This window comes from Streptomyces sp. SM11, assembly GCF_002910905.1.
Classification (GTDB): Bacteria; Actinomycetota; Actinomycetes; order Streptomycetales; family Streptomycetaceae; genus Streptomyces.
The window spans coordinates 21336-46165 of sequence record NZ_NEUE01000267.1; the positions used below are offsets into that span (position 1 = coordinate 21336).

Sequence of the window (24830 nt, forward strand, 5' to 3'; positions counted from 1 at the left end):
ACATGACCACGTGTCCGTGCACACGTACGAACCGCAGGACTCAGGTGTTCAGGGGGATTCCTTCCATGCGATCGATACGTCCGCTGCTGGCCGTCACCGGCCTCGTCGCGGCGCTCACACTGACGGCCACGGCCTGCGGCCCGGAGGAAGACGCCGCCGCCGCAAAGCCCTCGGCCACCGGCGGGGCCCCCGACAAGGACCCCGCCGCCGACCTTCCCGGTGATCTGGGCGACACCCTGGAGAAGCACGGGGTGGACCCTGAGAAGTGGAAGGACGGGGGGGGGTGGAAGAACTGGGACAAGGACGGCTGGCTCCGCAAGGCCGAGGACTTCGTCAACCCGGTCATCGACGGCCTGTGGAAGCCGGACCGGATGGCCGCGGCCGACGAGCCTGCCAAGACGATGACGGCCGGCGACCTCTCCGCCGGGCAGGACGTCAGCGACCCGGAGCCCACGCCGGTACGGGCGAAGCCGGAGAAGCTGCCGTACCACCGCCACGCCGCCCCGGTCGGCAAGGTCTTCTTCGACTCGCCCAAGGGCTCCATGGTCTGCTCGGGCACGGTCGTGAAGGACCCGGGGAACCCCGGCCGGTCGAACCTCGTGTGGACCGCCGGACGCTGCGCGCATGCGGGCGCGGGCGGCGGCTGGTACCGCAATATCGTCTTCGTGCCCTCCTACAACGACCAGGGCAAGAACGCGGCGCAGCTGCGGACCGCGCAGCCGCAGGAGATCGCCCCCTACGGCACCTACTGGGCGGACTGGGCCGCGTCCTCCGGCGAGTGGATCTCCGGCGGCGGTCCGACGGGCGGTGCGGGCGCGCCGTACGACTACGCGATCCTGCACGTGAAGCCTTCGAGCGGTACGAAGTCGCTGGAGGAGACGGTGGGCAACGCGCTGCCGGTCTCCTTCGACGCTCCGGAGGTCCAGCAGATCAGCGGCATGGGCGCCTGGGGCTACCCGGCCGGTCCGCCGTACGACGGGCTGCTGATGCACCGGTGCGTCGACCGTCCCGGCCGGCTCTCGATCGCCCCGGGCACTCCGACCATGTACCAGATCGGCTGCACGATGACCGGCGGCTCCTCCGGTGGCGGCTGGTTCGTCGCCGGGCCGGACGGGAAGTCGATGTTGGTGTCCAACACCTCGATCGGTCCGGTCACCTCTGGCTGGCTTGCCGGTCCTCAGCTCGGTGAGGACGCCCGGCGCACCTTCACGACGATGAGCGAGAAGTTCGCCGGTCGGTAGCGGCGGTCGCTGTACGTACGCCGAAGGCCCGGCCCTCTCCAGGAGGGCCGGGCCTTCGGCTTGTCGTGCGGACCCGCGGCCGTCAGTGCGCGGCGGGGACGAAGGTCCCGAGCTCCGCGGCCAGCTCCTCGTGGACCTGGGCCTTGAGCAGGGTGCCCTCGGCGGTGTGCTCCTCGGAGAGCACCTCGCCCTCGGCGTGCACCCGGGAGACCAGAGCCCCCTGGATGTACGGCACGAGCACCTCGATCTCGACGGACGGCCGGGGCAGCTCGGCGTCGATGAGCGCGAGCAGCTCGTCGATTCCGGCGCCGGTCCTGGCCGAGACCGCGATGGCGTACTTCTCGTTGCGCAGCAGCCGCTGGAGGACCAGGGGGTCCGCCGCGTCCGCCTTGTTGATCACGACGATCTCGCGTACGTCCACCGCGCCGACGTCCCGGATCACCTCGCGCACCGCGGCGAGCTGCTCCTCCGGCACCGGGTGGGAGCCGTCCACCACGTGGAGGATGAGGTCGGACTCGCCGACCTCCTCCATGGTGGAGCGGAACGCCTCGACGAGGTGGTGCGGCAGATGCCGGACGAACCCGACGGTGTCGGCCAGGGTGTAGATACGGCCGCTCGGCGTCTCGGCCCGGCGGACGGTCGGGTCCAGGGTGGCGAACAGCGAGTTCTCCACCAGGACACCGGCCCCGGTCAGGCGGTTGAGGAGCGAGGACTTGCCGGCGTTGGTGTATCCGGCGATGGCGACGGAGGGCACCTTGTTGCGCTTGCGTTCCTGCCGCTTGATCTCGCGGCCGGTCTTCATCTCCGCGATCTCCCGGCGCATCTTCGCCATCTTCTCGCGGATCCGTCGCCGGTCCGTCTCGATCTTGGTCTCACCGGGTCCACGGGTGGCCATGCCGCCACCGCCGCTGGAGCCACCGCCGCCCATCTGACGGGAGAGCGACTGACCCCAGCCGCGCAGCCGCGGCAGCATGTACTGCATCTGGGCCAGCGAGACCTGCGCCTTGCCCTCCCGGGACTTGGCGTGCTGGGCGAAGATGTCGAGGATCAGCGCGGTCCGGTCGACCACCTTCACCTTGACGACGTCTTCCAGATGGATCAGCTGGCCGGGGCTCAGCTCACCGTCGCAGACCACGGTGTCGGCACCGGATTCGAGCACCATGTCGCGGAGCTCCAGCGCCTTGCCGGAGCCGATGTAGGTGGCCGGGTCCGGCTTGTCGCGCCGCTGGTACACCGCGTCCAGCACCTGTGCGCCCGCCGTCTCGGCGAGTGCGGCGAGCTCCGCGAGGGAGATCTCCGCGTCGCGCACCGTCCCCGAGGTCCAGACGCCCACCAGCACCACGCGCTCCAGGCGCAGCTGGCGGTACTCGACCTCGGTGACGTCCTCGAGCTCCGTGGAGAGTCCGCCCACGCGCCGCAGCGCGGCACGGTCGGAGCGGTCCAGCTGGTCGCCGTCCCGCGCTCCGTCGATCTCCCGGCTCCAGGCGACGTCCTCTTCCATCAGGGCGTCGGCCCGAAGGCTTTCGGTGAGGCTCTCGGGAGTGTTCTCCGTGGCACTCTGCGCGTCCTGCGCGTCCTGGGGAAGGGAAGAAGAGGAGGTCATTGGATCCTTACGTCGATAGAAGTCTTTACGTCAGTCACAACGTGTGATCTTCCCGGATGATTCCCTGTCGGGAACTCCGGTGCCCTCCGCCGCGCCGACGCGTCGATAGTGGCACGGCCTTACTGGTCCCGTCACACGGGTTTCGCGCTGCTCCAGTCGGGGTGTCCGGGCATCGGCGGGGTCTTCTTCCCGTACAGCCAGCCGTCGAAGAAGTCGGTCAGGTCCCGGCCCGCGATGCCGGACGCCAGCCGGGTGAAGTCCGCGGTGGTCGCCGTGGAGTCCCGGTGCACCCGTACCCAGGCGCGCTCCAGCCGGTCGAAGGCGGCCTCGCCGATCTCCTGGCGCAGGGCGTAGAGCACCAGCGCGCTGCCGTCGTACATGACCGGGCGGAACAGGCTGAGCTTCTGCCCCGGGGCCGGTCCTTCCGGGTGCGCCGGAGGGCCGCCGTCCGCGCGCCAGCCGTCGGAGAGCCGGTACGCCTGCCGCATCCGCCGCTCCAGGGTCCCGCCCCCGTTCTCCTCGGCGTACCGGGCCTCGTACCAGCTGGCGTGTCCTTCGTTGAGCCACAGGTCGGACCAGCTCGCGGGCGAGACACTGTTGCCGAACCACTGGTGGGCCAGCTCGTGGATCATCACCGAGTCGACGTACCACTCCGGGTAGCCGGGCTCGGTGAAGAACGACTTCCCGAACAGCGAGAGCGTCTGGGTCTCCAGGGCGAAGCCGATGGGGCTGTCGGCGACGAGTACCCCGTACGTCTCGAAGGGGTAGCGCCCGACCTGCTTCTCCATCCACTCCAGCTGGGCCGGGGTCTTCTCCAGCCAGGGCTCCAGCGTCTTCCGGTCGGCGGCCGGGACGACGTCGCGGACCGGCAGTCCGTGCGGTCCTGTGCGGTGCAGGACGGCGGAGCTGCCGATGGAGACCTGGGCCAGCTCGGTGGCCATGGGGTGCTCGGTGCGGTAGGTCCAGGTGGTCGTGGCCCCGCGCCGGGTCTTCCCCGCGGGCAGGCCGCCCGCGACCGCCGTCAGCTTCTCCGGGGCGGTGATCCGAAAGGTGAAATACGCCTTGTCCGAGGGGTGGTCGTTGCTCGGGAAGACGCGGTGGGCAGCGTCGGCCTGGTTGGCCATGGCGAGTCCGTCGGCGGTACGCACCCAGCCGCCGTCGTCCCCGGATCCGCTCGGGTCACTGGTGTGCCGGACGGTGATGTTCAGCGGTACGCCCGCGGGGAGGCGGCGGGGAGCCCGCACGATCAGGTCCTCGCGCTTGCTGCCGAAGTCGGCGGTGTGACCATTGACCTCGACCCCGCTGACGGTGCCCCGGGCGAAGTCGAGGTTGATCCGGTCCAGCGGGGCGGTGGTACGTGCCCTGATCTTCGTGACGGCGTCCAGGGGCTCGGTGTTGCTGCCGTGGTAGGTGAGGGCGATGTCGTACGCGAGAACGTCGTATCCGGGGTTGCCCAGCTCGGGGAAGAGCCGGTCGCCGATGCCCAGGGGCTCGGGGGCGGGCAGGGTGGCTGCGACGAGGGTGGCCGAGGCGGTCGCCAGCAGGGCGGCGCGCAGGCGGCGGGTCAGGAGCGGCATGGACTACCGCTATCAGCGCTCGGCGGTCCCGGCGGGGAGCCGCGCGCCGCACCACCCGAACGAGAACGCGCCGCCGGTGAGAGGCCGGCTCAGCCGGCCGGGGCCGGGTGCTGGGCGCGGCTGACGTCGTAGACCCCGGCGACCTCGCGCATGGCGCGCATCAGAGCGGGAAGACCCGCCGCGTCGGGGAGCTGGAGGGTGTAGGTGTGGCGGACCCGCTGCTCACTGGGCGGCTCCACGGTGGCGGAGACGATCGCCGCCTCGGCGGTGGCGATGGCCTCGGTGAGGTCGGCGAGGAGCCGGGGGCGGCCGAAGGACTCGGCGACGAGGGTGACCCGGCAGCCCGCGTCGGACTCCCGGCCCTCGGCATCCGCCCAGCGGGCCCCGACCGGGGCGCGGCCGATCTCCTGCATGGCGGCCACGGCGGGGCACGCGCGGCGGTGCACGGTGACCGCGCCGCCGCGGACGACGAAGCCGGTCAGCTCGTCGGGGGGCACCGGCGTACAGCAGCCGGCCAGACGCACCGGCCCGCCCGCTCCGTCGACGAGGACGCCCGTGGCGCGGGGGCCGGACCGGGTGCGCGCCGGTGCGGTGGCCTGGGGTTCGCGTTCCGGGGCGCCGGCGGCGGGCTCGCCCTGGCCGGGTCCGCCCGCGTCCACGGCCTCCGGGTCGGGCTTCGCCTCGTCGGGGTGGTCGGTGAGCCAGCCGGTGATCGCGATCCGGGCGGCGGGGGTGCGCACGTGGTCGAGCCAGTCGGGCGAGGGGCCGGAGGCGGTGTCCTGGGCGAGCAGCAGCTGCACGGTGTCGCCGTCGCTGAGGACGGTGCTGAGGGTGGCGAGGCGGCCGTTGACCCGGGCCCCGATGGAGGTGTGGGCCCGGTCGCCGTACTGCGCGTAGGCGGCGTCGACACAGCTGGCCCCGGCGGGCAGCCCGAGGGTCCCGCCGTCGGTGCGGAACACGGTGATCTCACGGTCCTGGGCGAGGTCGTCGCGCAGGGTGGTCCAGAAGGTGTCGGGGTCGGTGGCGGACTCCTGCCAGTCCAGCAGCCGGGAGAGCCAGCCGGGCCGGGTCGGGTCGGCGCGCTCGTCGGACGGCTCGGTCTGCGGGGCGGCGGCGTGGTCCTGGGCGTACGGGTTGCCCAGCGCGACGACGCCCGCCTCGGCGACCTTGTGCATCCGGTGCGTACGGATGAGGACTTCGGCGACGGCGCCCTCGGGGCCGACGACCGCGGTGTGCAGCGACTGGTACAGGTTGAACTTGGGGGCGGCGATGAAGTCCTTGAACTCGGAGATCACCGGGGTGAAGCAGGTGTGCAGTTCACCGAGGACGCCGTAGCAGTCGGCGTCCTCGCCGACGAGTACGAGCAGTCGGCCGAAGTCCGTGCCGCGCAGTTCGCCGCGTTTCCTGCGGACCCGGTGCACGGAGACGAAGTGACGTGGCCTGATGAGGACTTCGGCGCTGATTCCCGCTTCCCGCAGGGTGCCCCGTACGTTGTCGGCGATGGCTTCGAGGGGGGCGTCCGGGCCTGCCGCGGCGACGATCAGGGCGCGGGTGTGCTCGTACTCCTCGGGATGCAGGATCGCGAAGACCAGGTCCTCCAGCTCGGTCTTGAGCGCCTGCACGCCGAGCCGTTCGGCGAGCGGGATGAGGACGTCCCGGGTGACCTTGGCGATCCTGGCCTGCTTCTCGGGGCGCATCACGCCGAGGGTGCGCATGTTGTGCAGCCGGTCGGCGAGCTTGATCGACATGACCCGGACGTCGTTGCCGGTGGCGACGAGCATCTTGCGGAAGGTCTCCGGTTCGGCGGCGGCGCCGTAGTCGACCTTCTCCAGTTTGGTGACGCCGTCGACGAGGTAGCAGACCTCGTCGCCGAACTGATCGCGCACCTGATCGAGCGTCACTTCCGTGTCCTCGACGGTGTCGTGGAGCAGGGAGGCGGTCAGCGTGGTGGTCTCGGCGCCGAGCTCGGCGAGGATCAGCGTGACGGCCAGCGGGTGTGTGATGTAAGGCTCGCCGCTCTTGCGCATCTGACCTCGGTGCGAGGACTCCGCGAGGAGGTAGGCCCGGCGCAGGATGGTGAGGTCGGCGTCGGGGTGGTGGGCGCGGTGTGCCTCGGCGACATGGCCGATGGCGTCGGGCAGCCGGTCGCGGGAGACCGGGCCGCGCAGTGCCACCCGTCCCAGTCTGCGCAGATCGATCCGGGGGCGGCTCCGCCTGCGTAGGGGAGCGCCCGGATCGGCGGCCTCTGCACTCATGGGCACCTCCGGCGACGTCGACCGGCACGAGGGAGGAGCGGATGCCCCTCGGGGCCGGTGCTTGATGCTATCGACCCCACCACGTGGCGCAGTCCAGCTCTCGCCCAGCGTGAAACGGATCACCCATTCGAGCGAAGCTCCGGCCGATCACCGTTTCGAGCGAAACCGGCCGGGTGGCTGCTTCCGGCAGGTCTAGAGGTCCTGGAGAGCGTCCGTGTCGAGCCAGGACGGGTCGATGACACCCTCGGCGACGATCACGGCGGGGCCGGTCATGTCGATCGCGCCGTCGGGGTGCTCGGTGATGACGAGGGTGCCGCCGGGGAGATCGACCCGGTACGCGACGGGGAGCCCGGTCCCGGCGGGGTCGGCGCCGTCGCGGCGGGCGGTGGCGACGGCGACCGCGCAGGCGCCGGTGCCGCACGAGCGGGTCTCGCCGGAGCCCCGCTCGTGGACGCGCATGCCGACGTGGCGCGGGCCCCGGTCGACGACGAATTCGACGTTGACGCCTTCGGGGTAGACGGCCTCGGGGCTGATGGGCGGGGCGGTGAACAGGTCGCCGGCGTGGTCCAGGTCGTCTACGAAGGCGACCGCGTGCGGGTTGCCCATGTTGACGTTGCGGGTGGGCCAGCTGCGGTCGCCGACATTGACCGTGACGCTCTCCTCGGGAAGCAGGGCCCGCCCCATGGAGACCGTGATGTCGCCGTTCTTGGCGAGGTGCACACGCTTGAGGCCGCCCCGGGTGGCGACGGTGAGGTCGCCCTCCTCGACGAGGCCGGCGCGCTGGAGGTAGCGGGCGAAGACGCGCACGCCGTTGCCGCACATCTCGGCGATAGAGCCGTCCGCGTTTCGGTAGTCCATGAACCACTCGGCCGCGCCCGCCATGCCCCGTGCCTCGGGGTGCGCGGCGGACCGCACGACGTGCAGCAGGCCGTCCCCGCCGATGCCGGCCCGGCGGTCACAGAGCCGGGCCACGACGGCGGCGGGCAGTGTGAGGGTGTTGTCCGGGTCCGGAACGATCACGAAGTCGTTCTCGGTGCCGTGACCCTTGAGGAAGGCGATCTGCGAGGTGCTCACAGGTCAACTGTACGAGGCGGCTCCGACAACCCGCGCGGGCGGACCCGGCTCCCGGGCCGTGTCCCGGGTGATCGGACCCGGTGTCCTGGGCCGCGGCGGTCAGCGCAGTCGGGCCACGCGCCAGACGGCGAGGGCGACCAGGGCGAGGCCGGTCGCGGCGTACAGCGCGATCACCCGCCAGTCGGGGCGGTCGCCCGAGCCGCGGGAGGACAGTCCCGGCCAGGTGTGGCCGACGCGGCGGGCCGCCATCATGCCCCAGCCGGCCGCGCAGCAGCTGATCAGGAGCCCCAGCATGGCGACGATCGCTCCGCCGTCACCGAACTCGAAGGCGAGGGGGAAGGCGAACATCAGCGAGCCGACCGCGGCCAGCACGACGATGGGCGCGAGCTGCCAGATCCGTAGTTTGCGGGTGGGCCGCAGCTCGACCTCGACCTCGGGGGTCAGGTCCTGTTCCTCGGGCCCGTCCGGGCTCAGCCGTCCCGCGGTCTCCCGCGGTGACGGCACGTCGTGCTCTGTGTCGCGCTGCTCCATGTCGCGAGGGCCGGCCTCCATCGCCACGCGCCCTCCCAACTCGGACTCCACTGGTGGATCGATGCTCGATGATGGCACGATCACGGGTGCCGAATTGACGCGTGGAGCTTCCCGATGCCATCACGTGATCAGGCTGTGACCGCTCGTTCGATCAACGTCAGCGCCCGGTGCGGGAGTTCCCCCCGGTCACGGTGTCCGCCGCCGAGCCACACGACACGCGGGTCCCGGCGGAACCACGAGTCCTGACGCCGGGCGAAGCGCTTGGTGGCGCGGACGGTCTCGGCCCGCGCGTCGTCCTCGGTGCGCTCTCCTGCGAGCGCCGCGAGGATCTGCTGGTAGCCGAGGGCCCGCGAGGCCGTGAGTCCCTCGCGCAGCCCGGACGCCTCCAGGGTGCGTACCTCGTCCACGAGCCCCTCCTCCCACATCCGGTCCACGCGCAGGGCAATGCGCTCGTCCAGTTCGGGGCGGTCCACGTCGACACCGATCTGCACGGTTTCGTAGACCGGCTCGTCGCCGGGGAGGTTGGCGGTGAAGGGCTTGCCCGTGATCTCGATGACTTCGAGGGCGCGCACGATGCGGCGGCCGTTGCTCGCCAGGATGGACCGGGCGGCGTCCGGGTCGGCGGCGGTGAGGCGTTCGTGCAGGGCGCCCGAGCCGCGTTCGGCCAGTTCCGCTTCCAGGCGGGCGCGCACCTCGGGGTCCGTACCGGGGAACTCCAGAGCGTCGATGGCGCCCTTCACGTACAGCCCGGAGCCGCCGACCAGGACGGGGGTGCGCCCTTCGGCGAGCAGCCGGTCGATCTCCAGGCGGGCCAGGCGCTGGTACTCGGCGACGCTGGCGGCCTCGGTGACGTCCCAGATGTCCAGCAGCCGGTGTGGTACGCCGTCGCGTTCGGGGAGCGTCAGCTTCGCGGTGCCGATGTCCATCCCCCGGTAGAGCTGCATGGAATCGGCGTTGATCACCTCGCCGCCGAGCCGCTGGGCGAGAAAGACCCCCAGATCCGATTTTCCGGCTGCGGTGGGGCCTACGACGGTGATGACGCGGGGGGCGGAAGCGGGAGGGGTCACCCGGACAGTCTCCCAAATTCCGCGCCGTCCCGAACACGCCGAGTGCGGAGGGCGACCCCGTCGGGTGCGGACGGCGACGTCAAGGACGTACTCGGGAATCACGCGGAACGCTATAGGGCGAGTAAAAACGGCAGGAACGGACAAGTGACGGACAATGGGGGCGGGAGAACGCTCCCACGAACAGTCCTCACTGCACGGAAGGTGACCCAATGGGGTTCCTGGACAACCTGAAGGCCAAGCTGGGACCGGCCAAGGACAAGGTCGGCGACCTCGCACAGCAGCACGGGGGCAAGATCGAGCAGGGCCTCGACAAGGCGGCGCGCACGGTCGACCAGAAGACCAAGGGCAAATACAGCGACAAGATCGATTCGGGTACGCGCAAGGCCAAGGAGGCCGTGGACAAGCTGGGGCAGAAGGACGGAGGCACTCCGCCTCCGCCGCCGCCCGCTTCCTGACGCGGTGGCCGGGCCCCGGCGGCGGGTGCGGAGCCGAGTGCTCCGCACCCGCCACCGGTCTGTTCAGGACCAGGCGGCGACGGTGTAGCCCACGCCGTACGGGGCGTCCTCGTACAGCAGCCGTCCGGCGAGCCCGGCGTCCCGCGCGGCGCCGCCGAGCATCTGCCAGGGGGCCCGTCCGGCCGCCTTGAGCTCGTGGGCGAGCGTCGCGTCGAGCGCCGCGAGCGCGTCGAGGTCCGCGGAGCCGAGCGCTTCGGTGGCCCGTACGTCGAAGGCTGCGGCCCGGTCGTCGAGGTAGCCGGGGGCCTTGAGGGTGCGGCAGGCGCTGCCGTCGCCCATCACCAGGAGCGCGACCCGATCAACCCGTCGGGCGAGGGAGCGGCCGGCCTCCGCGCACTCCTCGGCGGCCTCCCGCTCCGCCACGAGGAGCCCTTCGACCGGAGCGCCCGCCCATCGGGCCCGGCCAAGCAGCCACGCGCCCACGGTCAGGGACTGCGGCAGCGGCCGGCCCCGGGCGGCGGCGCCCCGCGGTGTCTCGCCGAGCGTCACGTCGAGGTCCACGCCGATACCCCGGAAGGAACCGTGTGCCCCCGCCGGGTAGGTCCCGGCGGACCGGTCGTCGCCCGGCCCCACGACGACGAGCAGGTCCGGGCGCGAGGCGGCGAGCACTCCCACCGCGTCGAGGCACGCGTCCCGCGCGGCGTCGAGCTCGGGGGCGGCCCCGGCGGCGACCTCGGGCACCAGGAGCGGCGGGCAGGGGCACACGGCGGCGGCGACAAGCATGCCGGTCAGCGTACTTGTCGGGAGCCGTCGGCCGATCCCGTGGGCCGGGGCCGTGGACCGGGGCCCGCCGCCGGGCCCGGAGCCGTCAGCCGATGCCGCAGGCCGGGGCCTCGGCGGCCGGGAGCGGGTCCGGGGCGCCGATGCCGGGGAGGCCGAGCATCACTCCGGCGGGCTCGGCGGCGGCCCCGGTGCTGCGCTTCTCCCAGGCGTCGCCCGCGCGGGTGGACCGTACGGCGAGCGGCGTGCCCTCGGCGAGCAGGTGGTGCGGGGCGGCGTAGGTGATCTCGACGGTCACCACGTCGCCGGGGCGCACGGCCTTCCCGGGCTGCGTGAAGTGGACCAGCCGGTTGTCGGGAGCGCGGCCGGAGAGGCGCCGGGTGGCGCCGTCCTTGCGGCCCTCGCCCTCCGCGACCATGACGTCCAGGGTGCGGCCGACCTGCTTCTTGTTCTCGTCCCAGGAGATCTGCTCCTGGAGGGCCGACAGGCGCATGTACCGCTCCTGGACGACCGCCTTGGGGATCTGACCGTCCATGTCGGCGGCGGGGGTCCCGGGGCGCTTGGAGTACTGGAAGGTGAACGCGTTGGCGAAACGCGCCTCGCGGACGGCGTGCATCGTCTGCTCGAAGTCCTCCTCGGTCTCGCCGGGAAATCCCACGATGATGTCCGTGGAGATGGCAGCGTCCGGCATCGCGGCGCGCACCTTCTCGATGATCCCCAGGAAGCGCTCCTGGCGGTAGGAACGGCGCATCGCCTTAAGGACGCGGTCCGATCCGGACTGCATCGGCATGTGCAGCTGCGGCATCACGTTCGGCGTCTCGGCCATGGCGGCGATGACGTCGTCGGTGAAGTCGCGGGGGTGCGGCGAGGTGAAGCGGACGCGCTCCAGGCCTTCGATGGAGCCGCAGGCGCGCAGCAGTTTGGAGAAGGCCTCACGGTCGCCGATGTCGGAGCCGTACGCGTTCACGTTCTGGCCGAGCAGGGTGATCTCGGAGACGCCCTCGGCGACCAGGGCCTCGATCTCGGCCAGGATGTCGCCGGTGCGGCGGTCCTTCTCCTTGCCGCGCAGGGCCGGGACGATGCAGAAGGTGCAGGTGTTGTTGCAGCCGACCGAGATGGAGACCCACGCGGCGTAGGCGGACTCGCGCCGGGTGGGGAGCGTGGAGGGGAACGCCTCCAGGGACTCGGCGATCTCGATCTGCGCCTCTTCCTGGATGCGGGCGCGCTCCAGGAGAACCGGCAGTTTGCCGATGTTGTGGGTGCCGAAGACGACGTCGACCCAGGGGGCCCGCTTGACGATGGTGTCGCGGTCCTTCTGCGCGAGACAGCCGCCGACGGCGATCTGCATCCCGGGGCGCTTGGTCTTCATGGGTGCGAGGCGGCCGAGGTTTCCGTAAAGCTTGTTGTCGGCGTTCTCCCGCACCGCGCAGGTGTTGAAGACGACGACGTCGGCGTCGCCGTCGGAGCCTTCGGGGGCCCGGACGTAACCGGCGCCCTCCAGGAGACCCGACAGCCGTTCGGAGTCGTGGACGTTCATCTGGCACCCGTAGGTGCGCACCTCGTAGCTCTTCTGGACGTCCACTGCTTCGCTCCGGTTGCCGCTGCTCATGGGACAAGGGTAGGCGGTTGCCGGGCGGCGCCCTGCCGCCGCCCGGCCCCGCCCCTCCCGGCCTCCACCCCGCCCCGCCCCGTCCGCTGTGGGCCGGGCCTCACGGGGAAGCCTGGCCAGAGGGCGGGTGAGCTGGCAGGATCGCGCGCATGTCCCACGCTCTGTCCCGATTCGGCCGCCGGCGCACCCTGCGGACGGGCGCCGTCCTCGCGGTCGTGCTCGGGCTGCTCGCGTGGTGGCTGCTGCCCCAGGGGGACGAGGGGGACCCGAGCGGGCCGCTCACCTTCTCCACCGGAGTGCCCAGTGGCGTCTACCAGCGCTACGGGGAGCGGCTGGAGGGCGCGCTCGCCAAGGACATGCCGAAGGTGTCCATACGGCTGCGGACCAGCGAGGGGTCGCAGCAGAACCTCGCCCGGGTGGCGACGGGCGAGGCGGACTTCACCATCGCCACCGCCGACGCCGTGGCGACCTACCTGCGCGAGGGCAGGACCGGGGCCCGTCGGCTGCGCGGCTGCGTCCGGCTGTACGACGACTACGTCCAGCTGGTCGTGCCCCGCGACTCCGCTATCCGCAAGGCCTCCGACCTTCGGGACAAGCGGGTGGGCGTGGGCCAGGGGGGCTCCGGGGTGCGGCTGGTCGCGGACCGGCTGCTGACGGCGGCGGGGCTCGATCCGGCCGACGACATCACCCCGGTGCCGGTGGGCATCGACACCATGCCCGTACAACTGACGCAGGGTCGGCTCGACGCCTTCTTCTGGTCGGGCGGGCTGCCGACCGCAGCCGTACAGGAGCTGTCGCAGCGCTTCGCCATCCGGCTGGTGCCACTGGAGGCGGACCTGGTCGCGAAGTTGCAGGCGACGACAGGACCCACCGGTCTCTACCGGTCGGCCATGATGCCCGCCGACGCCTATCCGCAGGCCCAGCGGGGTCAGTCGGTACCCACGGTCGCCGTCGCCAACCTGCTCGTCACGACCGACCGTACGGACGCGGCCATGGCCGAGGCCTTCACCCGGACGGTGATCAACAGCCGGGACCGGATCGGCCGAGAGGTCCACGCCGCGCAGTTGGTCGATCTGCGGACGGCGATCTACACGGATCCGCTGGACGTGCACGACGGGGCCAAGGACTACTACCGCTCGGTGAAACCGTGACTGCTCTTCGGTGAGGGCATGAGGCCCTCGGCGTCCCCTCGGCTCAGCCACCGCCCGGCAGGTCGCGGGGGACCGAGACGGTCACCCGCAGACCGTGCGGCCCGTGGTGCTCGTACGCGATCGAGCCGCCGCCCGCCGCGAGCAGCACCCTGGAGATGGAGAGGCCCAGGCCCGATCCGCTGACGTTCTGGTGGCGGGTGCTGCGCCAGAAGCGGTCCCCGACGCGCTCCAGCTCCGCTTCGGTGAGGCCGGGGCCCCGGTCGGCGACGACGACGGTCGCCGCGAGGGCTCCGGCGGCGACCGTGACGATGACGTCCTCTCCGGCAGGGGTGAACTTCAGGGCGTTGTCGATCACCGCGTCCAGGGCACTGGAGAGCGCGACGGGGTCGGCCCAGGCGGTGGCCGCCGGAGCCCCGTCCAGGGTGAGGGCCACCCCCTCCCGCTCCGCCATGGGTCGCCAGGAGGCGACCCGCTCGGCGGTGAGCGGGACGATGTCGATCAGCTGGAGGTCCGCTTCGGCATGCTCGGCCAGCGCGAGGTCCAGGAGGTCGTCGAGGACCCGGGCCAGCCGCTTGCCCTCGGTGCGCACGGCCGCGATCTCCTCGCTGCCCTCGGGCAGCTCCAGAGCGAGGAGCTCGATACGCAGCAGCAGGGCTGCGAGCGGGTTGCGCAGCTGGTGCGAGGCGTCGGCGACGAAGGCGCGCTGCTGCTCCAGCACGTCCTCTATGTTGTCCGCCATCTCGTTGAAGGAACGGGCCAGATGTCTGAGCTCCGGGGGCCCGGCGGAGACCACGACCCGGGAGCGCATGCGGCCGCCGGCGATGTCGTGGGCGGCCGCGTCCAGGGTCCGTACGGGCAGCAGGACCCAGCCGGTGAGCCGGACCGCCGCCACGACCGCCACCAGGAGGGCCAGCCCCTCGCCGAGGCCGATGAACAGCCATGTCCGCAGGGTCCGGGACCGCATCCCGCCGGTGGGCGAGTCGATGACGACCACGGCGATCACGTCGCCGTCGCGCACGACGGGCGAGGCGACGACGACGCGGCCGTCGCGCCAGGGCCAGACCTGCGGGGGGTCGTGCGAGCGGCGGCCCAGCAGCGCCTCGTCGAAGGCCGTTCGCCCCTCCCCCTCGACGGGCAGGGTCCAGATGCTGGGGGCCTTGCCCAGGGCCCGGTCGTCCGGGAAGAAGACGCCGGCGCGGATGTCGTACACCGAGGCGTAGAGCTCCAGGTCGGTCTGGAGGGTGCGGCGGCGCCCCTCGCTGTCCGGGGAGGTGTCGGTGATGGACTGCGCCAGGGCGGCGAACCGTGCGGTGTCGTCGATCCGGTCGATCACCAGGCGCTGCTGTTCGGCCGCCGCCACGCTCACCGCGAGCGGGAAGCCGAGGGTGAGCAGGACGGCGGCCATCAGGACGATGAGCAGCGGGAGCAGACGGGAGCGCACCGGGAGGACGTACCCGCCGGGTTACGCGGACGGTGCGACGAGCCGGTAGCCGACGCCCCGCACGGTCTCGATCAGGGCGGGCAGCCTCAGCTTGGAGCGCAGGGAGGCGACATGGACCTCCAGAGTGCGTCCGGTGCCCTCCCAGCTGGTGCGCCAGACCTCGCTGATGATCTGCTCGCGGCGGAAGACGACGCCGGGGCGCTGGGCGAGAAGGGCCAGCAGGTCGAACTCCTTGCGGGTGAGCTGGACTTCCGCGCCGCCGACGCTGACCCGGCGGGTCGGCAGTTCGACGGCGACCGGCCCGAGGCGCAGGGCGGCGACGGGGGTCGGCGCGGTGTCCTCGCCGGTGGTGGTGCGCCGGGCGACCGCGTGGATACGGGCGAGTAGCTCGCCGGTGTCGTACGGCTTGGTGACGTAGTCGTCGGCGCCGAGGTTCAGTCCGTGGATGCGCGAGCGCACGTCGGCACGGGCGGTGACCATGATCACGGGGGTCGCGGTGCGCTTGCGGACCTTCCCGCACACCTCGTAGCCGTCTTGGTCGGGCAGGCCGAGGTCGAGGAGGATCACCCCGAAAGGCTCCTTCTCGGCGGGCAGCAGCGCGCGCAGGGCCTCCTCGCCGTTGCGGGCGTGCACGACCTGGAATCCGTGCCGGGCGAGCACGGCGGACAGGGCCGCCGCGACATGGTCGTCATCCTCGACGAGCAGCAGTCTCATGGCCCTCCTCTCCGTGTCTCCCGGGGCCGTACGGCTCCTCGGGTTCGCTCGTACAACCGTTGCACGGTGTCACCGGGTGTTACCTCACGTTTCACCCTGCTTCACCCGGAAGATCCTTGGTGAGGTCTCCCGTTCGTCGACGCTTCACGTCCACCTCTCTCCAGGCATCCACGCCGATGAACGGCGCACCAGTCAAGAGCCTGCCGGTTACAGCAGGGTTTCCGTTATGCACCCGGTACACCCTCGGGCGGCACGGGGCGTCCTGTTCACACGGAGTGTCCGGTTGCCGCCGGATCGTTATGCTCAATTTCCGCTCAGATGTAATGACGTTGGTAGCACTGCGTCATTAGTCTCCTTGTTCAACCGAGGAGGACGGAGCAAGAAGCCGATGAGCGGAGTTTCAGTGACCAAGGCCGCCGACGATGCCGCGCCCGCGGCGAACGACCTGGTCGTACTGAGCAACGTCAACAAGCACTTCGGCGCGCTGCATGTGCTCCAGGACATCGACCTGACCATCGCCGGTGGCGAGGTCGTGGTCGTCATCGGGCCTTCCGGGTCCGGCAAGTCCACGCTGTGCCGCACGATCAACCGCTTGGAGACGATCGATTCGGGAGCGATCTCGATCGACGGCAAGCCCCTGCCCCAGGAGGGCAAGGAGCTGGCCAGGCTGCGTGCCGACGTGGGCATGGTCTTCCAGTCGTTCAATCTCTTCGCACACAAGACGGTGCTGGAGAACGTCATGCTGGGCCAGATCAAGGTCCGCAAGACCGACAAGCAGGCGGCGGAGGTGAAGGCCCGGGATCTGCTCGACCGGGTGGGTGTCGGCGTACAGGCCGACAAGTACCCGGCACAGCTCTCCGGTGGTCAGCAGCAACGCGTCGCGATCGCACGGGCGTTGGCCATGGACCCGAAGGTCATGCTCTTCGACGAGCCCACGTCGGCTCTCGACCCGGAGATGATCAACGAGGTCCTCGAAGTCATGCAGCAGCTCGCCCGGGACGGGATGACGATGATCGTCGTCACCCACGAGATGGGCTTCGCCCGTTCCGCCGCCAACCGCGTCGTGTTCATGGCTGACGGGAAGATCGTCGAAGAGGCGGCGCCCGACCAGTTCTTCAGCAACCCACGCAGCGACCGGGCCAAGGACTTCCTGTCGAAGATCCTTCACCACTGACGACAACGACCCACGACCTGAGGATTGTTCACATGAAGCTCCGTAAGTCCGCCGCCGTCGCGGCCATCGCCGTCCTGGCCCTGACCGCCACCGCTTGTGGTGGCAAGGAGGGCTCCGCCGGTGACAAGCCGGGCGGCACGAAGCCGGGTTCCTCCGAGGCCCCCGAACTCCCCACGTACACCGTCGCCACCGGCGTCGACCTGGACTCGCCGGTCTTCAAGAAGGCCAAGGAGCGGGGCAAGCTGATCATCGGCGCCAAGGCCGACCAGCCGTACCTCGGCTTCGAGGACCAGTCGACCAAGGAGCGCTCGGGCTTCGACATCGAGATCGCCAGGATGGTCGCGGCCGACCTCGGCTTCTCCGAGAAGCAGATCGAGTGGAAGACCGTCGACTCCGGCGTCCGTGAGACGGCCATCTCCAAGGGCCAGGTCGACTACTACGTCGGCACCTACACGATCAACGACGAACGCAAGAAGCAGGTCGGCTTCGCCGGGCCGTACTACAAGGCCGGCGCGGCTCTCCTGACACGCAAGGACGACAAGTCGATCACCGGCAAGGAGTCGGTGAAGGGCAAGAAGGTCTGCTCGATCGTCGGCTCCACCCCGCTCCAGGAGATCAAGAAGCCGGAGTACGGCGCGAGCGTCGTCGAGCTGGCCAAGTACTCCGACTGCGTGCAGCAGCTGCTGACCAAGCAGGTCGACGCCGTCACCACGGACGACTCGATCCTCAAGGGCTACGCCGCCGCCAACTCCGGCAAGCTCCACGTCGTCGGCGATCCCTTCACCGACGAGCCCTACGGCGTCGGAATGGACAAGGACGACAAGGTGCTCCGCGAGGCCATCAGCACGTCGCTGGAGGACCGCGTCAAGGACGGCACGTACAAGAAGATCTACGAGGCCACGCTGGGCCTGTCCGGCTCGGACTACGTCGACCCGCCGGCCATCGAGCGCTACTGACGCCGTCGGCCGTCGGACCGCGGGCTCCGGCCCGCCGTCCGACGGCCGCCCCGGCACCGACGCCCCGCGAATGACCCAGGCGTCCCGTACACCCCCGCCGTCCCGGTCCGCCCGGGCGCGGCGGTCGTACGGGGCGCCCCTTCCCCTGCCCTGATGCCGCTGACCGCCGACGCGGAGACCTCATGAACGTACTGCTCGACAATTTCCCAGAGTTCCGCGACGGCTTCATAGGAACCGTGTCGATCACCGCCGTCAGCTCGGTTATCGCCCTGGTCCTCGGTGTGCTCATCGCCGGGTTCCGGGTCTCGCCGGTGCCGCCGCTACGGTACTTCGGCACCGCCTGGGTGACGCTGATGCGCAACACTCCGCTGACGCTGCTTTTCCTGATCTTCTTCTTCGTCGTGCCCGAGATCCTCTTCCCGGGGATGAGCCCGTTCGTGCTCGGCTCGCTGGCGCTCGGCTTCTACACCTCCTCGTTCGTGTGCGAGGCGGTTCGCTCCGGCATCAACACCGTGCCGCTGGGACAGGCCGAGGCCGCGCGATCGATCGGCATGACGTTCTCCCAGACGCTCCGGATCGTGGTGCTCCCCCAGGCGACCCGGACCGTGATCCCGCCGCTGAGCAGCATCTTCATCGCGCTCACCAAGAACTCCGCGATCGCCGGGGCCTTCAGCGTCGCCGAGCTGTTCGGCTGGCAGAAGCTGATGAGCGACAAGGGCTACGACATCGTGCCCGTCTTCATCTGGGTGGCCCTCGGCTATCTGGTCGTCACGTTTACCATCAGCGGCCTCTTCCGGCTGCTGGAGCGTCGCATGGAGGTCGCCCGATGAGCGCCAGCGTTCTCTTCGACGCCCCGGGTCCCAAGGCCGTCGTCCGCAACCGGATCTACGCCGTCGTCGGCACCCTCGCCATCGCGGCGCTGATCGCCGTCAGCATCGTGCGGCTCGCCGACAAGGGGCACCTCGCCCCCGCGATGTGGGACATCTTCAACTACACCGGCATCCGGCAGAACATCGCCGACGCCCTGATCGCCACGCTCAAGGCCTTCGGTCTTGCCGCGATCGGCTCGCTGGTCCTCGGTGTGCTCCTGGTGGTGGGCCGGCTCTCCGACCACCAGCCGGTCCGCTGGGCGGCGACCACCTTCATCGAGCTGTTCCGCTCGCTCCCGCTGCTGATCACCATCTACGCCATCTGGGTCGGCTTCCTCACCGACTACTCGATGTGGGCGCTCGCGGCGGGCCTGTCCGTCTACAACGGCTGTGTCCAGGCCGAGGTGCTGCGGGCTGGCATCAACTCGGTGCCCAAGGGCCAGAGCGAGGCGGCGTACGCGCTCGGCATGAGCAAGACGCAGGTCATGGTCAGCGTCCTGATGCCGCAGGCCGTCCGGTCCATGCTGCCGACGATCATCGGGCAGCTCGTGGTGACCCTCAAGGACACCTCGCTCGGCTTCATCATCCTGTACCCGGAGCTGCTCCAGACCGCGCGGCTGATCGCCTCCAACACTCAGGTGAACGGCCAGTACCCGTATGTCTCGACGATCGTCGTCATCGGCACAATCTACATCGCGATGTGTCTGCTGCTCTCGGCGCTGGCAACGTGGATCGAGAAGCGCGGCCGCCGCGCCAGGACCGGCATCAAGGTGGCGCCCGGCGCCCCGGCCGCCGGCATCCCCGCGGTCGATGCCGTTCCCGGCCCGGACGCGGGGGGCGCAAAGGGCGCAGGCCCGACGGCCGACGGTGCCGCTGGGGCCGGTGTGACGAAGGACTGACCTCCCCGGGGCCCGGCCGGCCCTTCCCGGCAGGAGCATTCGAGGCAGCGGCGCACGCGTCGCTGCCTCGGTCACTTGACGCACGCACCACCAGTGGGTTGCATACGTTCTGTGATCACGCACCCGGCTTCCTCTGCCACGTTCCGCATGACCGTACGGGCCGGAGGGTTCGCGCCGTGGACCCGGTGATCGTCGTCGGCGCCGGGCCCGTCGGCCTGACGCTGTCGCTGGCCCTCGCCGCCCAGGGCGTCCCCTCGGTCGTTCTCGACGAGGGCCCCGGCACGGAGGAGCCCCGTCCCGCCCGCACGGTCGTGCTGCGCGAGGACACCGCCGACCTGGTGGGCCGCCTCGGCTGCCGGGAGCTGGACCGGGTCGGGCTGCGCTGGGCCGGGTGGCGTTCGATGCGCCGGAAGCAGCTGGTCCGGGACGTGCCGCTGGCCGGGGGCCGGAGGGACGAGGGCGCGGCTCCGCTCCCCGGGCTCCTCCCCGCGCCCCTCCATGTTCCGCAGCACGCGCTGAGCGCCGCGCTGCGTGCGGCGGTGGACAAGGCGCCGCTGGTCCAACGGGTGCCGATGAGCCGGATCGACACGCTGGAGCAGGACCCCGACGGCATCACGGTGCACACCAGGGAGCCGGGATCGACCTGGTGGCGCGGGAGCTATCTGGTCGGCTGCGACGGTGCCCGGTCGACCGTGCGCAAGCTGCTGGACATCCGGTTCCCCGGCCGTACGGCGGTGGAGCGTTATGCCGTCGCCGCGCTCCGGGCCGAACTGCCCTGGCCCGACGAAGCCGTCCTGCACCGGCAGCCTCCCTGGCGGACCGGGGGCGCCGAGGTCTCCGCCCGGCCGCTGCCGGACGGCGTCTGGCGACTGGACTGGCTGCTGCCGCCGCGCGGCGAACTGGTCACCCCCCAAGCCCTGGTCACCCGCATCCGGGACACCCTGGCAGGCTGGTGCGGCGAGACCCCGGCCTACGAGCTGCTGGACACCGGCGTTCACACGCTCCACCACCGGCTCGCCCGGCGCTGGCGCAAGCAGCGAGCCTTCCTGGCGGGGGACGCGGCACACCTGCTGGGCGCCCTGGGCACGCAAGGGCTGGATGAGGGACTCCGGGACGCCGAGAACCTGGCCTGGAAGCTGGCCCACGCCTGGCACCACGGCCCCGCCGAGCAGTTGCTCGACAGCTACCAGGCGGAGCGCCGGGCCGCGGTGGCCGCCCGGCTGCGGGCCGCCGACCAGTCGCTGCCGATACTGCGCGGCGGAGGCGGCCTGCGGACCCTGGTTCCGGGCGCCGTACGCGGTCACGACACCCTCCTCACCGACGGCCATCTGGGCTGCGGAGCACTGGGTGCGCCCCCTTCGTATTCGCACTCCCCCCTTTCGCCTCCGCACGCCGAGGCGCACACCGTCGTCGGTACGCCCCCCGGTGCGCCGGTCGCCGACGTGACGGTGACAGCACCGGACGGTACGACGGCGCGTCTGCGGGAGCGGCTCGGGCAGGGCCATCCGCTGGTGATCCTGGTCGCGCCGGGGACCGGCGTCTGGGACCGGCGGCACTGGCGGACCGCGGGCATCATGCCCCGTCTCACCGACGCCGTGGCAGCCCTTCCGGGGAGGACGGAGCTGCTGGTCACCGAGAACTATCCGGGGGCATCGGCCCATACCGTCCTGTTGGTCAGGCCGGACGGGCACCTGGTGGCGGCTTTCGGCGGCGTACGGCCGGCGGAGCTGCTCACCGCGGCACAGGCCGCTCTGGGCGGCGCGCCCGGCAGTGCGCAGGAGCCCGTGGAACCGGAGGACGGCGGGGATGAACGGGGTACGGGGCGCGAGCAGCGGCCCCGGGCACGGGTCCACGCCGACGGGACCGCCGGGGTCACCTGACCGATTGACCGTCACAGGCTCGCGTGGTGACTCCCGCTCATGACCGACACCGATGTGATGGACTTCGTCCGCGGCGCCGGCCGGGACGAGGCCCTCATCGCCCCGCTCCCCCTCGATCCAAAGAGCCGCACCTGGATCCGGCTCGACGGGCCCGGCGGCAGCGAGGCGTGGCTGATCGGCTGGCCGCCGGGCACCGGCACGACCACGCCGACTCGTTCGGTGCGTTCACCACCGTGGCCGGTGCCCTCAAGGAGCACTCGCCGGCCGTGCGGCCGCACACCGACGGCTGGACGACGCTGGAGCTGACGGAGGGGGCGGAACGGCCGAGGGGGTTGGCGACCGGTCAGGGCAGGGCGTTCGGGCGGAGCCACGCCCATGAGGTCCTCAACAAGTCCGCCGACGCGCACGCGGTCTCCGTCCACGCCTGCTACCCGCCCCTGCCGCGGATCCGCCGGTAGCACCGCACCGGTGCGGTGCTCCGCCTGGAGCAGACCGAGTGCCGGGAGGACCGGCAGTGAGCGAGGGCCGGAGTGCGAACGGGAGTGCGACCGCGAGGGGTGCCTCGGCGCCCGTGGGCATCGACGAACTGCTGGAGCGGGTCCGGGGCGGCTACGACCGGATCGGCCCGCCCGAGGCCGCCGCGGCGGCCTCGGGCGGGGCCCTGCTGGTGGACATCCGGTACGCGGCGCTCCGCGACCGGGACGGACTGGTCCCAGGAGCAATGGCCGTCGAACGCAATGAGCTGGAATGGCGGCTCGACCCCCACGGCAGCCACCGCGCCGCCGAGGCGGTCGGCCACGACCTCCGGGTCGTCGTCATTCCTGCAACGAGGGTTACGCCTCCAGCCTCGCGGTCGCCTCGCCGCGGCAGCTGGGACCGCACCGGGCCACGGACCTGATCGGCGGCTTCCAGGCGTGGCGCGGGGCGGGACTTCCGGCCATCCCCACCTGACACCCGAACGCCACGTTCCACTAGAGCAATCGCCGTGCGTGACCGACATTCGCCTCATACAGAGGACCGAAATGTACGGAGATGACGCACTATGGCGACTGCTCTCCTCACCCCCGACCAGCTCGACGGCCAGGCCTCCCGGCTGCACGACACCCAGGCGTGGCAGCAGATCGTCACGGGGTGGGAGTACACCGCCCCCGAGCGGGCACTCGCCCCGGCGAAGCCGACGTCCGCACGGCTCGTGGAGCGTGCGGAACCTGCGGAACCTGTGGAAGCCGCACCCGCAGGGCCCTCCGGCTGGCGGAACCTGCTGTCCGTGCCCATGGACCAACTCGTCTACGACACCCTGCGGACGCTGCCCGCTCCACCTCCGCACGAGCGCCCGCTGCCCGGGCGGCTGGGTGCGAGGCTGCCCGACCGCGTCCACCTCTGGCGTCGGGTCGGGCAGGGCGACCTGCGGCCCTCGACCCACCTCGGCTACGCACGGCGGATCCTGGCCGAGTGGGGCTGGCAGAACACCCCGTACCGGCTGCGGAACGCCCGTGGCGCACGCTGCGTCTGCGGTGCCCTGATCTCCGCGCACCGCCTCGGCTACGGCTCCCTCGACACCGTGGACCGGGCCGGCGCCTGGCTGATCACGGAGCTGCGCGCGCAGGGGTGGTCCGGGCTGATCGGCCCCTGGAACCGCGTGCCGGGCCGCACCGCGGCGGACGCTCTGACCCTCATCGAGGGGGCTGCCCGCCGCGCGGCCTCGGCCGGACACTGACCGGCCGACCGCTCCTGCCCCCGCCCTCCTCAGAAAGGCTCGTCCAGGCCTTCCGTGTCCTCGCCCTCCTCCTCCAGCGCCTGACGCACCACCCGCAGGGCCATGCCCTCCCCGTAGCCCTTGCGTGCGAGCATCCCCGCCAGACGGCGCAGCCGCTTGTCACGGTCCAGGCCTCGCGTGGAGCGGAGCTTGCGGGCCACGAGCTCGCGTGCCGTCCCCTCCTCCTGGTCCGCGTCGAGCTGCCCGACCGCCTCGTCGATCACGGCGGAGTCCACGCCCTTCGTCCGCAGCTCACGGACGAGGGCACGGCGCGCGAGTCCCCGGCCGTGGTGCCGGGACTCCACCCATGCTCCGGCGAACGCGGCATCGTCGATCAGCCCGACGTCCTCGAAGCGCGCGAGCACTTCCTCGGCCGCCTCGTCCGGGATCTCCCGCTTGCGCAGGGCGTCGGCGAGCTGCTTGCGCGTGCGCGGCGTCCCGGTGAGCAGGCGCAAGCAGATATTGCGCGCCTGCTCGACCGGGTCACGCGGCTCCCCCTTCTCGGCCCTCGACGAGGAAGGGGAGCCGCTGCTTCTGCTGCCGGAGCGGGTACGGCGGCCCGCCCCTTCGCCGAATCCGCTCCCGGTGCCCGCTCCACCGAGTGAGCGGCGCCCGGACCGCGCACCGGCACCCGCCTCCGGCTCGTCGGCGGGCCCATAGCCGGATCCGGGGTCGCCGCCGGGCTCGGCAGGGCTGCCCGGCCACTCCGTACGACGTGTCACGGCCTAGCTCTTGGCCGCCGCGGTCTTGGCCGGCTTGGCCTTGGCGGCCGCAGTGGTCGCCGGCTTCGCCGCCCCGTCGGCCGCCGGTGCCGCTGTCGCAGCGGCGTCCGCGGCGGGCTCGCCCGTCTCGGCGTCCGGACGGACACCGACACCCAGCTTCTCCAGGATCTTCTTCTCGATCTCGTTGGCGAGGTCGGGGTTGTCCTTGAGGAAGTTGCGGGCGTTCTCCTTGCCCTGGCCGAGCTGGTCGCCCTCGTACGTGTACCAGGCGCCGGCCTTGCGGACGAAGCCGTGCTCCACGCCCATGTCGATCAGTCCGCCCTCGCGGCTGATGCCCTGGCCGTAGAGGATGTCGAACTCCGCCTGCTTGAACGGCGGCGCGACCTTGTTCTTGACGACCTTGACGCGGGTACGGTTGCCGACCGCGTCGGTCCCGTCCTTCAGCGTCTCGATCCGCCGGATGTCCAGACGCACCGAGGCGTAGAACTTCAGCGCCCGGCCACCGGTCGTGGTCTCCGGCGAACCGAACATCACGCCGATCTTCTCGCGGAGCTGGTTGATGAAGATCGCGGTGGTCTTGGACTGGTTGAGCGCACTGGTGATCTTGCGGAGCGCCTGGCTCATCAGGCGGGCCTGGAGACCCACGTGCGAGTCGCCCATCTCGCCCTCGATCTCGGCGCGTGGCACCAGGGCCGCCACGGAGTCGATGACGATCAGGTCCAGGGCGCCGGAGCGCACCAGCATGTCGACGATCTCCAGCGCCTGCTCACCGTTGTCCGGCTGGGACAGGATGAGGCTGTCGATGTCGACGCCGAGCTTCTTCGCGTACTCCGGGTCCAGCGCGTGCTCGGCGTCGATGAACGCCACCGAACCACCGAGCTTCTGCGCGTTCGCCACGGCGTGCAGCGTGAGCGTCGTCTTACCGGAGGACTCCGGCCCGTACACCTCCACCACACGGCCGCGCGGCAGACCGCCGACCCCGAGGGCGACGTCGAGGGCGGTCGATCCCGTGGGGATGACCTCGATGGGCTCGTTCGGCCGCTCACCGAGGCGCATCACCGCACCCTTGCCGAACT

21 protein-coding genes and 2 pseudogenes are annotated in these 24830 nt (G+C 71.4%); 11 read left to right on the top strand and 12 right to left on the bottom strand.

What is annotated here, in order from left to right; translation table 11 throughout:
• The first annotated feature begins 65 nt into the window (after positions 1 to 65).
• A complete protein-coding gene (locus B9S58_RS29135) occupies positions 66 to 1241 on the top strand; it encodes a serine protease (protein ID WP_103534961.1) in 1176 nt (391 codons plus the stop codon).
• Positions 1242 to 1323: 82 nt separating this feature from the next.
• Here B9S58_RS29135 and hflX read toward each other — a convergent pair whose 3' ends face one another.
• The 6 genes from hflX to miaA all read right to left on the bottom strand — a co-directional run bounded on the left by hflX (position 1324) and on the right by miaA (position 9348).
• Complete coding sequence (hflX, locus tag B9S58_RS29140; RefSeq protein WP_103534962.1) at positions 1324 to 2844, bottom strand: GTPase HflX; 1521 nt, start codon at positions 2842 to 2844, stop codon at positions 1324 to 1326.
• A gap of 131 nt (positions 2845 to 2975) precedes the next feature.
• Positions 2976 to 4421, bottom strand: coding sequence for a M1 family metallopeptidase (locus tag B9S58_RS29145; RefSeq protein WP_103534963.1), 1446 nt, complete (start codon positions 4419 to 4421; stop codon positions 2976 to 2978).
• Between the two features lie 89 nt (positions 4422 to 4510).
• Positions 4511 to 6676, bottom strand: a complete 2166-nt coding sequence (locus B9S58_RS29150) for a bifunctional (p)ppGpp synthetase/guanosine-3',5'-bis(diphosphate) 3'-pyrophosphohydrolase (protein WP_103534964.1) — start codon at positions 6674 to 6676, stop codon at positions 4511 to 4513.
• A gap of 192 nt (positions 6677 to 6868) precedes the next feature.
• Entirely contained in the window at positions 6869 to 7750 is an 882-nt protein-coding gene (gene dapF, locus B9S58_RS29155) for a diaminopimelate epimerase (protein ID WP_103534965.1), read from the bottom strand.
• A gap of 99 nt (positions 7751 to 7849) precedes the next feature.
• Positions 7850 to 8302, bottom strand: a complete 453-nt coding sequence (locus tag B9S58_RS29160) for a hypothetical protein (RefSeq protein WP_103534966.1) — start codon at positions 8300 to 8302, stop codon at positions 7850 to 7852.
• 107 nt (positions 8303 to 8409) lie between these two features.
• Positions 8410 to 9348: a tRNA (adenosine(37)-N6)-dimethylallyltransferase MiaA gene (gene miaA / locus B9S58_RS29165; RefSeq protein ID WP_103534967.1), complete on the bottom strand. Its 939-nt coding sequence runs from the start codon at positions 9346 to 9348 to the stop codon at positions 8410 to 8412.
• A 209-nt stretch (positions 9349 to 9557) separates the two neighbouring features.
• Here miaA and B9S58_RS29170 point away from each other — a divergent pair, with 209 nt between their 5' ends.
• The gene (locus tag B9S58_RS29170) at positions 9558 to 9803 is read left to right on the top strand and encodes an antitoxin (protein WP_030080154.1); all 246 of its coding nucleotides are present in this window, start codon (positions 9558 to 9560) and stop codon (positions 9801 to 9803) included.
• A gap of 63 nt (positions 9804 to 9866) precedes the next feature.
• Here B9S58_RS29170 and B9S58_RS29175 read toward each other — a convergent pair whose 3' ends face one another.
• Together B9S58_RS29175 and miaB are read right to left on the bottom strand one after the other, a co-directional pair.
• Positions 9867 to 10586: a class III extradiol dioxygenase subunit B-like domain-containing protein gene (locus B9S58_RS29175; protein ID WP_103534968.1), complete on the bottom strand. Its 720-nt coding sequence runs from the start codon at positions 10584 to 10586 to the stop codon at positions 9867 to 9869.
• Between the two features lie 85 nt (positions 10587 to 10671).
• Positions 10672 to 12192 carry a tRNA (N6-isopentenyl adenosine(37)-C2)-methylthiotransferase MiaB gene (gene miaB / locus B9S58_RS29180; protein WP_103534969.1) on the bottom strand — a complete coding sequence of 507 codons (1521 nt, stop codon included), beginning with the start codon at positions 12190 to 12192 and terminating at the stop codon, positions 10672 to 10674.
• Between the two features lie 149 nt (positions 12193 to 12341).
• Here miaB and B9S58_RS29185 point away from each other — a divergent pair, with 149 nt between their 5' ends.
• Positions 12342 to 13343 carry a TAXI family TRAP transporter solute-binding subunit gene (locus tag B9S58_RS29185; protein WP_103534970.1) on the top strand — a complete coding sequence of 334 codons (1002 nt, stop codon included), beginning with the start codon at positions 12342 to 12344 and terminating at the stop codon, positions 13341 to 13343.
• A gap of 43 nt (positions 13344 to 13386) precedes the next feature.
• Here the strand turns inward: B9S58_RS29185 and B9S58_RS29190 are convergent, their stop codons facing one another.
• On the bottom strand, positions 13387 to 14784 hold the full coding sequence (locus B9S58_RS29190; protein WP_103534971.1) for a HAMP domain-containing sensor histidine kinase: 1398 nt from the start codon (positions 14782 to 14784) through the stop codon (positions 13387 to 13389).
• A 21-nt stretch (positions 14785 to 14805) separates the two neighbouring features.
• Entirely contained in the window at positions 14806 to 15498 is a 693-nt protein-coding gene (locus tag B9S58_RS29195; protein ID WP_103534972.1) for a response regulator transcription factor, read from the bottom strand.
• Positions 15499 to 15886: 388 nt separating this feature from the next.
• Between B9S58_RS29195 and B9S58_RS29200 the strand changes: the two genes are divergently transcribed.
• The 8 genes and pseudogenes from B9S58_RS29200 to B9S58_RS29235 all read left to right on the top strand — a co-directional run bounded on the left by B9S58_RS29200 (position 15887) and on the right by B9S58_RS29235 (position 22993).
• A complete protein-coding gene (locus B9S58_RS29200; protein WP_103534973.1) occupies positions 15887 to 16672 on the top strand; it encodes an amino acid ABC transporter ATP-binding protein in 786 nt (261 codons plus the stop codon).
• A gap of 32 nt (positions 16673 to 16704) precedes the next feature.
• Positions 16705 to 17628: a glutamate ABC transporter substrate-binding protein gene (locus B9S58_RS29205; protein ID WP_103534974.1), complete on the top strand. Its 924-nt coding sequence runs from the start codon at positions 16705 to 16707 to the stop codon at positions 17626 to 17628.
• A gap of 182 nt (positions 17629 to 17810) precedes the next feature.
• The gene (locus tag B9S58_RS29210; RefSeq protein WP_103534975.1) at positions 17811 to 18458 is read left to right on the top strand and encodes an amino acid ABC transporter permease; all 648 of its coding nucleotides are present in this window, start codon (positions 17811 to 17813) and stop codon (positions 18456 to 18458) included.
• Positions 18455 to 19396 (top strand): amino acid ABC transporter permease, encoded by a 942-nt coding sequence (locus tag B9S58_RS29215; RefSeq protein ID WP_103534976.1) that lies wholly within the window; start codon positions 18455 to 18457, stop codon positions 19394 to 19396. The genes B9S58_RS29210 and B9S58_RS29215 overlap by 4 nt, the downstream gene beginning before the upstream one ends.
• Positions 19397 to 19572: 176 nt before the next feature.
• A complete protein-coding gene (locus tag B9S58_RS29220) occupies positions 19573 to 21276 on the top strand; it encodes an FAD-dependent monooxygenase (protein WP_103534977.1) in 1704 nt (567 codons plus the stop codon).
• Between the two features lie 39 nt (positions 21277 to 21315).
• A pseudogene (locus B9S58_RS29225) lies at positions 21316 to 21734 on the top strand (cysteine dioxygenase).
• 56 nt (positions 21735 to 21790) lie between these two features.
• Positions 21791 to 22227 (top strand): annotated as a pseudogene (locus B9S58_RS29230) (rhodanese-like domain-containing protein).
• 91 nt (positions 22228 to 22318) lie between these two features.
• Positions 22319 to 22993, top strand: coding sequence for a hypothetical protein (locus tag B9S58_RS29235; protein ID WP_103534978.1), 675 nt, complete (start codon positions 22319 to 22321; stop codon positions 22991 to 22993).
• A 29-nt stretch (positions 22994 to 23022) separates the two neighbouring features.
• Here the strand turns inward: B9S58_RS29235 and recX are convergent, their stop codons facing one another.
• Together recX and recA are read right to left on the bottom strand one after the other, a co-directional pair.
• On the bottom strand, positions 23023 to 23754 hold the full coding sequence (recX, locus tag B9S58_RS29240) for a recombination regulator RecX (RefSeq protein WP_103534979.1): 732 nt from the start codon (positions 23752 to 23754) through the stop codon (positions 23023 to 23025).
• 3 nt (positions 23755 to 23757) lie between these two features.
• The coding region (recA, locus tag B9S58_RS29245) for a recombinase RecA (protein ID WP_103534980.1) at positions 23758 to 24830 on the bottom strand (1073 nt) is incomplete at its 5' end.